The sequence below is a fragment of the Gimesia maris genome, assembly GCF_008298035.1.
Lineage (GTDB): Bacteria > Planctomycetota > Planctomycetia > Planctomycetales > Planctomycetaceae > Gimesia > Gimesia maris.
Window position 1 is genome coordinate 5207910 of record NZ_CP042910.1, and the last position, 11985, is coordinate 5219894.

The 11985-nt window shown below is 48.9% G+C and carries 8 protein-coding genes; 6 read left to right on the forward strand and 2 right to left on the reverse strand.

Annotated elements, in window-relative coordinates; all coding sequences use genetic code 11:
• Positions 1–120: 120 nt before the first annotated feature.
• Positions 121–1941, forward strand: coding sequence for a DEAD/DEAH box helicase (locus GmarT_RS19140; RefSeq protein WP_002647704.1), 1821 nt, complete (start codon positions 121–123; stop codon positions 1939–1941).
• A 104-nt stretch (positions 1942–2045) separates the two neighbouring features.
• Here the strand turns inward: GmarT_RS19140 and GmarT_RS19145 are convergent, their stop codons facing one another.
• Positions 2046–3542: a hypothetical protein gene (locus GmarT_RS19145; protein ID WP_002647703.1), complete on the reverse strand. Its 1497-nt coding sequence runs from the start codon at positions 3540–3542 to the stop codon at positions 2046–2048.
• Positions 3543–4149: 607 nt separating this feature from the next.
• On the opposite strand from GmarT_RS19145, the gene polA reads away from it, so the two are divergent.
• The 5 genes from polA to nusB all read left to right on the forward strand — a co-directional run bounded on the left by polA (position 4150) and on the right by nusB (position 10683).
• Complete coding sequence (polA, locus tag GmarT_RS19150; protein ID WP_002647702.1) at positions 4150–6852, forward strand: DNA polymerase I; 2703 nt, start codon at positions 4150–4152, stop codon at positions 6850–6852.
• A gap of 293 nt (positions 6853–7145) precedes the next feature.
• A complete protein-coding gene (coaE, locus tag GmarT_RS19155) occupies positions 7146–7787 on the forward strand; it encodes a dephospho-CoA kinase (RefSeq protein WP_002647701.1) in 642 nt (213 codons plus the stop codon).
• A 227-nt stretch (positions 7788–8014) separates the two neighbouring features.
• Positions 8015–9448, forward strand: coding sequence for a transcription termination factor Rho (rho, locus tag GmarT_RS19160; RefSeq protein WP_002647700.1), 1434 nt, complete (start codon positions 8015–8017; stop codon positions 9446–9448).
• Positions 9449–9603: 155 nt separating this feature from the next.
• Complete coding sequence (gene ribH, locus GmarT_RS19165) at positions 9604–10086, forward strand: 6,7-dimethyl-8-ribityllumazine synthase (RefSeq protein ID WP_002647699.1); 483 nt, start codon at positions 9604–9606, stop codon at positions 10084–10086.
• A gap of 81 nt (positions 10087–10167) precedes the next feature.
• On the forward strand, positions 10168–10683 hold the full coding sequence (gene nusB, locus GmarT_RS19170) for a transcription antitermination factor NusB (RefSeq protein WP_002647698.1): 516 nt from the start codon (positions 10168–10170) through the stop codon (positions 10681–10683).
• Here the strand turns inward: nusB and GmarT_RS19175 are convergent.
• Entirely contained in the window at positions 10676–11809 is a 1134-nt protein-coding gene (locus tag GmarT_RS19175) for an SDR family oxidoreductase (protein WP_002647697.1), read from the reverse strand. The genes nusB and GmarT_RS19175 overlap by 8 nt on opposite strands.
• Positions 11810–11985: the final 176 nt, after the last annotated feature.

An 11985-nucleotide genomic window follows, 5' to 3' on the forward strand; every position in this document is an offset into this window, starting at 1 on the left:
CCTGAGTCCGGAATGGCCGACTCTCACCTGTTTCTAATTATTTGCACGACCCATTTTTCTCTATTACACGACGAGTACGTACAGCCCTTCCCGGCTGATGGTTCGTCGAAAGGTTGATGTATGTTAACGGATGTCTCTTCGCAGGCAAAATTTACGGATTTAGAACTCTGCCAACCCATCCTGGATGTGCTGGTTGAACTTGGATATGACACACCCACACCAATTCAGGCTCAGACCATTCCCCATCTGCTGGAAGGCAGAGACCTGGTAGGTCAGGCCCAGACCGGAACCGGTAAAACGGCCGCATTTGCCCTGCCTTTACTTTCGAAAATTGACCTGGAACTCAGAGCCCCACAGGTTCTGGTTCTGGCTCCCACCCGGGAACTGGCCATTCAGGTTGGCGAATCGTTCAAAGAATATGGTTCACAACTCAAAGGCTTACAGGTTTTGCCAATTTATGGTGGCGCTGATTTCAAAGGACAGCTGCAACCACTAAAACGAGGCGTCCATGTCGTTGTCGGTACTCCCGGCCGCGTGATGGATCACATGCGTCGTGGCACCCTGAAACTCGACAACCTGCGTTGCCTGGTTCTGGACGAAGCCGACGAAATGCTGCGAATGGGCTTTATTGACGATGTAGAATGGATTCTGGAGCAGACTCCCGATAACCATCAGACTGCATTGTTTTCAGCAACGATGCCCGAAGCGATTCGCCGCATTGCCGGTAATTACCTGAAATCACCGCAGGAAATTACGGTCAAAGATAAAACCCGAACGGCTGATACCATCCGCCAGCGGTACTGGCTGGCCAAAGGCCATCACAAACTGGACGCCCTGACCCGGATTCTGGAAGCAGAAGAAACGGATGGCGTGATCATCTTCGTTCGTACCAAAAGCATCACCACCGAACTTTCGGAAAAACTGGAAGCGCGCGGTTTTCTCGCTGCCCCACTGAATGGTGATATCCCGCAGAAGCAGCGCGAACGCACTGTTGGACGGTTAAAAGCCGGCCACGTCAACATTGTCATTGCAACTGACGTCGCCGCCCGGGGACTGGACGTTGATCGGATCAGCCATGTGATCAACTACGATCTGCCTGGTGATTCCGAAGCTTACGTGCACCGCATCGGGCGAACCGGACGTGCAGGCCGCACAGGCGAAGCGATTATGTTCGTCTCTCCCCGTGAGCAGCGTTCTCTGTCCGGGATTGAACGGGCGATCAAGCTTAAAATTGAACGGATGGAACTTCCTTCCATCAATCAAATCAATAAGCGACGTACAGAACGCTTCAAAGAGTCTGTGACCAAAGCCATGGATAGTCCAGACTTCGAACAGTTCCAGAAACTGCTGAGCGAATTCAAGACGGAATCAGAGCGATCTGAGATCGACATCGCAGCTGCCCTGGCCTGTATGTTCCAGGGAAAACGTCCCCTGTTCCTGAAAGAGACACCACAGCAAAGAGAAACGTCCCATCGGGAAACCCCGCAACGACAGCGGGACAGTTCTGGAAAGCCTCAATTCCAGTCTGAACGCCGTTTCTCCAGGGAAAAAGAATTCAAAAACAAAGAATTCACGAAGGATAAAGAGAAGGTGTTTACTCCCAGGCGGGAAAGAGCCACCAGTGAAACCCCCGAGGAAGGCATGGAGCGTTTCCGCGTTCAAGTGGGCCGCAGCCACGGTGTCAAACCAGGTAATATTGTTGGTGCAATCGCAAATGAAGCTAACCTGGACAGTCAGTACATCGGACGAATCGATATCTTCGATGAATACAGTACTGTTGATCTTCCGGAAGGCATGCCACGCGATATCTTTCGGGCATTGAAAAATGTCTGGGTCTCCGGACAACAGTTACGCATCTCCCGACTTGATCAGACTGAATCAGGTGCCCCGAAACGTAAGCGTTTCAAATCAAAGGGTAAACCCAGACAGCAGAAAGCTTAATCCGACAGCAGCCTGATAGTCAGGAAAACAGCTACAAAAAAACCGCGGTCGCTCTCAGGCAACCGCGGTTTTTTCATTGGAATAACAACTCGTACGAGACGGGTTTATTTACCGGTCCCAAATGCTTTGGATGTCTGACCGGAAGAAGTCTGCTGTTTCAGACGTTTACTTCGAGTAAAGACCTGGGAGACTGTTCCTGAGGAAACGTCATTCACACCGGTCACTTTTGCCCCCTGCTTAATAGGAGATTTCACTCCAGAACCTGGGACAAACAAACGCCGCTGTGGTTTATAACCGATATAACTCAAGAAGTCATTGATACCGATTACACGTACGGCTTTCAGACGGGCTTCTTCACGAATCTCTTTCATCTTGGCCAGCAGTTCCTGCATTTTGTCACGCTGTTCGTCTGTTTTAGCTGCTTCAACATCAGGTGACTCACCAATGACCAGGAACTTCGTATGCACGGTTAAGCCGTCACCAATGCGTTCTCCGTTTTCGGTAACCTGATTATCAATTTTGGCATTGGCATTCTCAATGACACGTCTCAGCAGATCCATATCCGATTTTCCGTCGCCATCCAGGTCGATAATTCCTGAAATAGCAAAGGTTTCCGGACGTCCTACGCCCCAGAGGGGAGTATAAATCGGGTCGCCAGGGCTGATGGGCTGATAAATGTCATCCCCGACAATCCGGGCTTCCGAAAGGTGAGGTCCCAGAATTTTGGTAACTTCGATAGCACCAATAATATCTTCCTCACCCCGGCCTATTCCCTGATGCGCTTTCCGATAAACGCTGAATGTCATCCGCTTAGGAAGACGATCCGCTTCACCCAGATTGATCCAGACTACGCCGGTACTGTTATCAACAGTACGGACCACACCATCGGGCACTTCAAAGCTGAACTTCTGGACCTGATCCAGACGGCTGCGAAGCGTATCAATCAGACTGGCATAGGTGTTGTTCTTGTTTTCCAGATCTTTAATGGTCTTGGCGTTCGTTTCACGCAATTGATCCAGTTCGATCAGAATTTCTTCATTTTCTTTCTGTAAAGCAGCAATCTGCTGATCCTTCGCATCGACTTCTTCTTCTTTGACTTTCTGAGTGTCAGCCAGATCTTTTTCAGAACTCACTCGGGCCTTTTGATGTTCATCGATTTTCTTGTCCATGATGCCCTTGAGCTGCTGATAAGCGGCTTCCAGCTCATTTTTCGCTTTCTGTTCTGCAGCCAGCTCAGTTTTGGTCTGATCCAGCTGGGCAGAGAGCTTGATCAGTGAATCCTTAACAGTCGCCTCTGCCAGGACACCAGCGTGAGTTTTAATATCCAGCTCTGTGGCACCAATCACCGTATTGGGAGTTTTATTATCAAGCCCCACATCTTCCTGCTGATTACCGATCAGCTTTTTCAGAGCCTGAATTTCTTCATCCAGCTTACGAGCGAGTACGCTATCACGCTGGGAATCTTTCTGAGCCTGATCCAGTTTGGTATTCGCTTCTGACAGGTCGGAATACCCCAGATAAGCAGCCACGCCTACAATCAAGGTGGTCATGACAAAAAAGATCAGTGAAAAGTGAACAGCAGTTGGTTTACTGGCAGCCATGTTTTTAAACCTTAAGGATTTTCAAGTGACCGTCGGGTGCAGCTCAGCACCATGACAGCTCGTATTTTGAAGTGTATACTGTTTTCAGCTATGATTATGATCGGCTCTGAGGAATCTCAGGGAACCATGTTGAGTCGATTCTGAAAACTCGAAAGACCGGCATCCTGCTTTACTTTATTCTAAATGCAGGAAAACCAGTGTCAAGCAGCATTCTGATTCTATCTGGACTGTCCCTGGTTTTACCGTCGCGTCTCCTGAACGATTTGGATCGAGTCTATCAGATTGAGAGACTCCAGGGTTAAATGTGATGCACTCCAGAATGCTGACAATTGGTTCCCCCTTCTGCCCTGACTTGAACTCGCAGAAAAACTACACAAAATAACAGTAACCCGAAGTTCTCGGGCCATCTGGTTAAAAGATTCCATTGAGTTTCGACTTCAACAGGTCTGTTGATAGCGATCAGAGACACACTCTCCAATAATGAACCAGGCAGACTGACCGGTTGGTGATCTACGCATCCGCATCTGTTCTTCATTAAAAATACAACATCTGCATGTTTCCAGTTTCGGCAATCTCTTTTTAAATTTTCAGGTAAAGCTAAATCTTTATGAAAGAAACACTTTACATCATTGATACGTTTTCTCTGGTATTTCAGGTTTTTCATGCTGTGCCGGCTATGACCGGTCCCACGGGACAACCCACCAATGCCATATTTGGCATCACCCGCGATATCCTGAACATCATTAAAACGCACTCTCCCGACTATTTAATCTTTGCCATGGACTCCAGTGGCCCGGGCACTCGAAATGATCTCTATTCGGAATATAAGGCGAATCGCTCCGCGATGCCCGAAGATCTGGTCCCACAAATCCCTCATATCATGGATGTTGTCAAAGGATTTCAGGTCCCTGTGATCGAATGTCCCGGCTGGGAAGCAGATGACGTGTTTGCCACGATTGCCCGTCTGGCAAATGAAAAAGGGATCGAAACGACGATCGTCACAAATGATAAAGATGCCAGACAACTCATCAATGATTCAATTCGTCTGTACAATATTCGCAAAAATCAGTTCATGGATGCAGAAGCGGTCCAGGCCGATTGGGGCGTCCGACCTGACCAGGTGATTGATTTTCAATCTCTCGTCGGCGACAGCGTGGATAATATTCCCGGAGTACCGCTGGTCGGACCTAAAAAAGCACAAACGCTGATCGAGCAGTTTGGAACCCTGGAAGGCGTGCTGGCCAACGCAGACAAAGCTAAAGGACCGAAACTACAGCAAAACCTGAAAGAATTTGCCGATCAGGCCCGCATGTCACGCGAACTGGTGACGCTGAACCAGTCGCTGGATCTCAACATCAACTGGGAAGCCTCCCGATTGACTCATCCTGACCGCGAACGTTTACATCAGCTGTTTGTCGACTTTGGATTTCGCCGCTTCGCTGAAGATATGAAAGAAGTCCTCTCCACAGAAGCCCCCCCGGAACCTGTCGAACGAATTCGCGAAACCATCGACACGAAACCGGCATTTGAAACATTTCTGGCCCTGCTCAAAGAACAGGATGAATTCTGCGTCGACCTGGAAACGACCGGATTGAAACCGGCAGAGGCAGAAATTGTGGGCTGGGCCATCAGTTGGGAAAAACACCGCGGATTCTACATTCCCGTTGAAGGCCCTTCAGGTCAGTTGGCCCTGGATCCTCAATATGTGCTGGAACATCTCAAACCGATCCTGGAAGACCCTGAAATCCTGATTACCAATCAGAATATCAAATATGACATGGTTGTATTGATGCGGGTCGGCGTGTTCCTGCAGGGAGTCAGCATCGATCCCATGGTTGCCAGCTACCTGATCAGTGCCGGGGAACGAGGACACAGTCTCGACAAACTGTCAGAACGATATCTTAATCACACCATGATTCCCATCTCCGAACTGATCGGCTCCGGCAAACAGCAGAAGAAGATGTTTGAAGTCGACGTCGACAAAGTCGCGGAATACGCGGTAGAAGACGCTGAAATCGCCTGGCAACTCTCGAGAATCCTCCAGGATGAACTCAAACACGCAGGATTATGGGAGCTCTACTGGGAACTCGAACGGCCTCTCATCTCTATACTTGCCGAAATGGAATTTACCGGTATCAAAGTCGATACTGCCGAGCTTAAACAGCAGAGCCAACTGCTTGAAAAACGGTTAACGACCCTGATCAGTGAAATCCACGAAATAGCCGGGCATGAATTCAACATCGCCTCTCCACTGCAACTCCGAACGGTATTATTCGAGGAACTGAATTTACCTGTATTCAAAAAAACGAAAACAGGTCCCAGCACGGACCAGAGTGTGCTGGAGAAGCTCGCGCCATTGCACGCCCTGCCTGCCAGAATCACCGAACATCGACATCTCTCCAAACTGAAGAGCACCTATCTCGATGCACTTCCCGGCCTTGTTAATCCAGAGACCGGGCGGATTCATGCCAGCTTTAACCAGGTCGTTGCTGCCACTGGTCGACTCAGCTCGAGTGACCCCAATCTGCAGAACATTCCGGTAAGAACACAAGAAGGACGGCAGATTCGCAAAGCATTTATCCCCCAGGACGAAAACTGGCGACTGCTCTGTGCCGATTACTCTCAGATCGAACTCCGGATCCTGGCACACCTGAGTCAGGATGTCGCACTGAGCCAGGCTTTCCGCGAAGGTGCTGACATTCACACTGCTGTTGCTTCGGATATCTTTCGTGTTCCCCACGATCAGGTCGACAGTGACATGCGTCGCACTGCGAAAGCGGTCAACTTCGGTGTCATCTACGGCCAGAGCCCGTTTGGTTTATCAGAAGCGATCGGTATCCCTCAATCGGAAGCCGCTGGATTCATTGAAGATTATTTTGTCCGGTATCAGGGCGTCAGGGAATTTCTGGATCAGATCCTCGAAGATTGTGCAAAACAGAAATTCGTCGAAACGATCTGTGGCAGAAAACGTGAAATCCAGGGAGTGCGGGGAGGCGTGCAGAAACAGCTTAACATGCCTGAAAGAACCGCCATCAATACCGTCATTCAGGGGTCTGCAGCCGACCTGATTAAACAGGCCATGCTGAATGTCAGCGATCGAATCAAACAGGAACAGCACCCGGGGCGGATGCTCATGCAGATCCATGACGAACTGGTATTCGAAGTTCCGCTCACCGCACTGGACACTCTGGGTCTGATCGTTCGGGAAGAGATGGAATCGGCCATGGACCTCGAAGTCCCCCTGATTGTAGATATGTCAAGCGGACTTAACTGGCTGGAACAGAACCCCCTGGAAATTCCACATCAGTAAAATGATGGAATGGAATTCAACGGGGACACGACTCCCTCGATCAGCAGAAACTGTCGGGGGATTGGAGACCTGTCCGATCAAAATATAAAATTTAAGCGTAAAATAGCGATCTTTCCTTTTTTTTGTTGACAACCTGTACGCTATCGGTAACGATATTAATGCACGCCTATGTGTCTCATCTACCTGTTGCTAAGGGATTCAGCAATCAAAAACCTCCTGTGTGGTAAGTTTCTGTTGCGAAGGAATGTGTAAACAAACCATTTTCCACCATTGCAAGTTGTCACAATCATCTTGTGTCTCGTCATACATTCATTCCCACAATAGCCCTGATTGGAGGGATCGGATCAGGCAAAAGTGCGGTTGCCAATAAAGTCAAATCGTTTCGGCCTGTGATGATTATCGATGCAGACCGAATCGGACATGAGGTACTTGATTTTCCGGAGATTCAGGAAAAAATTCGAGAGCAGTTTGGATCTGCCGTGTTCAATGATCAGGGAAATGTTGATCGATCTGAACTGGCAAGACTTGTTTTTGGAGAATCAAAACTACAACAAACATCATTAAAACAACTGGAATCCATCGTGCATCCGGTGATTCATCGCAGGTTGGAACAGGAAATTGAATCTGCCCGGTCTCTCCACCAGGTCGATGCGATCCTGGTAGACGCCGCTGTGATTGTCGAGGCAGGATGGAAAGAGTTATGCGATCAAATCGTTTATATTGACTGCCCCTTCGAGCAACGGCAGAAACGGGTGACTCAAAACAGGGGATGGTCAGAAACAGAGTTAACAAAACGGGAGAAACATCAACTGCCTCTCTCAGAAAAACGTAAACTGGCAGATGGTGTGATCCAGAATGGTCAGGACCTGGAATCAGCTGGCCTTGAACTATCAAAGTTCATTGATTCAATTCGGAAACAAATAACTAAAAATTAATAGACTATTCGACGAACTTCAGGGTGTCTCATCTGCATCTTAAGTTATTCAAACTAATTTAATGAGAAGCTCTTCTTTGATGAATTCATAGATAACCCCCAGATGCCTTTTCAGTCAGAGAACCTTTCCAGAGGTTAATTAATCTTCGCGTTCGACACATCTGCATTGACTCCAGAACTCCACACGACTTCATCTCACTTAATTTTGTAATTCGGAAAGCATTCACTATGGCCAAATCCATAAAACTTCAGACATCTGAAAATGACGGAACAGTGGCTTCAAAAAATATCAGCGAGTTAGACCAGGACTCCAAACGGGAAAAACCCGTAACCAGGCATCAGCGCGAATCTGCCATTACCAGGGCAGCAGACGAACGATATGAGAAAATCAAACAAAGCGAGATTCATATTGCGGATCTGCAGAAGCTGACGATGAAAGATCTGATGCAACTGGCTAAGGAAGAAAATCTCACAGAATATACGGGTCTCAAAAAACAGGATCTGATCTTTAAGATTCTGAAAGAGCGTACCAAAGTCAACGGCCTGATGTTTGGTGAAGGGACTCTGGAAATTCTGCCCGATGGTTTCGGCTTCCTGCGTAGCCCCGATTACCACTATCTGCCCTGTCCCGATGATATTTATGTTTCTCCCAGCCAGATTCGTCGTTTCGGTCTGCGAACGGGAGCCATCGTTGCTGGACAGATTCGTCCCCCTAAAGAAAATGAACGGTATTTTGCTCTGCTGCGTGTGGAAGCCGTCAATGGTTGTGACCCCGAAATCCTGACCACCAAGGTCTTCTTCGACGACCTGACTCCACTGCATCCGAAGGAACGTCTCCGACTCTCTTCGCCCGCCGGTAACCTGAGTACGAGAATCGTCGACCTGATTGCCCCTGTCGGTATGGGTCAGCGTGGTTTGATTGTATCGCCTCCTCGTGCCGGTAAAACCATCATGCTGCAGGAAATGGCAAAATGCGTACTGGGAAGCCATCCCGATGCGTATGTCTTCATCCTGCTGATTGACGAGCGTCCTGAAGAAGTCACTGACATGGAACGCCAGGTTGGTGGAGACCGCTGTGAAGTCGTCAGCAGTACCTTTGATGAACCCCCGAGCCGTCACATCCAGGTTTCGGAGATGGTAATCGAAAAGGCCAAACGCATGGTAGAATACGGTGAGGACGTTGTCATCTTCCTCGATTCAATTACCCGTCTCGCTCGTGCCTGGAACACAGAAGTCCCGCACTCCGGAAAAATTCTCTCTGGTGGGGTAGACGCGAATGCATTACAGCACCCCAAGCGGTTTTTCGGTGCCGCCCGTAATGTTGAAGAAGGCGGCAGCCTGACCATTGTCGCCACCGCCCTGGTGGACACAGGCAGCCGCATGGATGAAGTCATCTTTGAAGAGTTCAAAGGAACCGGTAACACGGAATTGCATCTGGACCGCAGAATGGTTGAAAAACGTATCTGGCCGGCAATCGATGTGAATAAATCAGGAACACGTCGCGAAGAACTGCTGATGGACGAAGAAGAACTTCGCAGGGTCTGGATTCTCAGACGTGTGCTGAACGACATGAATCCGGTAGATGCGATGGAACTGCTTACCAACCGCATGCGACGTTCGAAAACGAATGAAGAATTTTTATTGAGCATGAATCTGGGTTGATCTGCTGACCGCAAATCAATTTCTGCTGATGCTCTGACTCATGTGATCTGGATCAGAATAGATACCGGGGGAGGCTCTACTTTCCCATGCTACCTGCTGATCTACCTGTTAGATTAAACATTGCCATTTTTGAAGATTGATAAGTTACCACCTCAATGAAGCACACACTGATCGAAGGCGATTTACTGGTTCGTGATGCGAGTTTCGCAATTGTCGTTTCCCGCTGGAATGAGCTGATTACACGCAGACTGCTGGAAGGCGCCCTGGAGACGTTTCGTCGCCATGGTGGTGCCGAGGAAAACATCACGGTACTCTGGGTACCTGGTTCGTTTGAGCTGCCGCTTGTTGCAGACCGACTGGCCAAAAGTGGTAAATATCAGGCTGTCTGCTGCCTGGGAGCTGTCATTCAGGGAAGTACCATGCACCATGATTATATTAATCATCAGGTCGCTGCCGGCATCATGCGGAGCAGCCAGGAAAGTGGCGTGCCCGTGCTGTTTGGTGTACTGACATGTGAGACGATGGAACAGGCGATGGACCGTGCTGGTGGAAAAGTCGGCAATAAAGGCGGAGAAGCCGCCCTGGCTGCTATCGAAATGGTCAATCTTTTGCAATCGATCGATCAAAATCAGGCGTAAGAAGATAACTGCTGACACCACACAGTCGTCTCCGACGACATCATATTTATTACATCCTCTTTCTATACTAGCGATATCCCCATGTCTCTGCGAAAACAGGCGCGTTTTTTAGTTGTTCAAATGCTTTATCAGATCGATCTGAATCCGGATATTTCCATCAATGAAATCCGCGAGATGATCGAGGAGCATGGCCGTAATAAAACAGCCCGCACTTTTGCCTGGGAACTGTTTACCGGAGTAATGGAATTCAAACAACAGCTTGATGAGCATATTGTGAGAGTTGCCGAAAACTGGACACTCAAACGAATGGCTGTCACCGATCGAAATATTCTCAGACTGGGTACCTATGAATTGCTGCATACGGATACCCCACCTGCTGTGGTAATCGACGAAGCAGTGGAACTGGCACGCGAATTTGGCAGTGCGCACTCTTCACAGTTCGTAAACGGCATCCTGGATAAAGTGGTTCAGCGTAAAGACGAACCGCTGCCTCCTCCCCCTCCACCACAGGCCGAAGAGGTTCCACCGGAAGAAACTCAACCAACGGATCCAGAACCCAAACCGAAGCCCCGTATGAATAATCCCTGGGCTACTTGACCTCAAAACGGTGCGGCGTACGGTCGTTCCAGCTGAAGTTCATATCGATTGCCGCCTGCGACAGACGCGTCAGAAGTTCGCGATCAACGTGCGGGCAAGGCAGATGGGGAGCCGCCGTTTGAGTATTCGTACTGTCAAAGACAGGATCATCCCGCCAGTAGGAATTATAAACGCGGATATGATCATAGAAAAGTCGCTCTGCTTCGGTAGGATCTTCCAGTTCCACTCCTGCCCCGGCGAATTCTGACCCGTAGAAATTACAGGTCGCTTCCAGAACATCATGTACAAGCCGGGACTGGACCGGATGTAACGGTGTCAGGTGATAGGTCTTCTCATGATGCTTTGGATGAGTAATGATGTAAGACATTACTGCAGAGACCCAGTCCACCGGAATCAGGTTCTTCGACTCATCTCCATCCAGTGTAAAACGCGATTTCGCGTAGTAACGTCCTGTTTCATCAGGAGACTGCATCTGGGTTAATGTGTGTCCCAGTTGCAAGGCAGCGTAAAAACCATGAAACGTATTCGTGAATCCGGTCTTCGAGTCACCAATAATAATCGCGGGGCGAAAGACCGTCAGAGATTCAATATGCTCTGCACTGCGCACCATCTGCTCCGCTTCCAGCTTGCTTCGCTCATAATCATTCCCGGATTCCTGTCCCACATCAACGTCCGATTCCATAATTCTACCGGACCGTAAACCACAGACATACGCCGTGGAAACATGATCAAACTTTTTGATATTCGCAGTTTTACAGAAATCAAGAACCTTCTTGACACCGCCTACATTGGAACGCCATGGCTCACTTTCATGACTGGTACTGTAAAAGGAGAGACTGGCCGCGGAATGGATGATGCGATCTACATTCTCTGTCGCCCATGCCAGCTGTTCCTCATTCAATCCGAGGTTTTCCTCATTGATATTCCCTTCCAGTACCACGGGACGAGGTAATTCCCGCCCCAGATGTTCATCCCAGAACGCCATGATCATATCAATTCGCTGATCGACGGTCATTCGCCTTGTAGGACGAACCAGTACTGCCAGCGGAACCCCTGCTGAAGACAGATCTCGAATTAAATATCTTCCCAGTAATCCTGTAGCACCTGTAATCAGATGATATCCCATGTTGTGTTCCGCTGTGATCTGAAAGTTAGAGTGAGTCGTGATATAATAACCGGTATCTGCAATGCTTCAGTATTCACGATTCGTTGATCGGTTCAGGAAAAACGAGGATGAATGGACCTGCCGGCCTATAGAAGCGGACCCGTTACGGGTCGGGGAGCCTCAATGATAATGAACTG

Bases quoted from the DNA above. Each gene is read 5' to 3' on its own strand.
- GmarT_RS19145 (WP_002647703.1), bottom strand. From the start codon at position 3,542: ATGGCTGCCAGTAAACCAACTGCTGTTCACTTTTCACTGATCTTTTTT.
- GmarT_RS19140 (WP_002647704.1), top strand. From the start codon at position 121: ATGTTAACGGATGTCTCTTCGCAGGCAAAATTTACGGATTTAGAACTC.
- ribH (WP_002647699.1), top strand. From the start codon at position 9,604: ATGAAGCACACACTGATCGAAGGCGATTTACTGGTTCGTGATGCGAGT.
- GmarT_RS19175 (WP_002647697.1), bottom strand. From the start codon at position 11,809: ATGGGATATCATCTGATTACAGGTGCTACAGGATTACTGGGAAGATAT.
- nusB (WP_002647698.1), top strand. From the start codon at position 10,168: ATGTCTCTGCGAAAACAGGCGCGTTTTTTAGTTGTTCAAATGCTTTAT.
- polA (WP_002647702.1), top strand. From the start codon at position 4,150: ATGAAAGAAACACTTTACATCATTGATACGTTTTCTCTGGTATTTCAG.
- rho (WP_002647700.1), top strand. From the start codon at position 8,015: ATGGCCAAATCCATAAAACTTCAGACATCTGAAAATGACGGAACAGTG.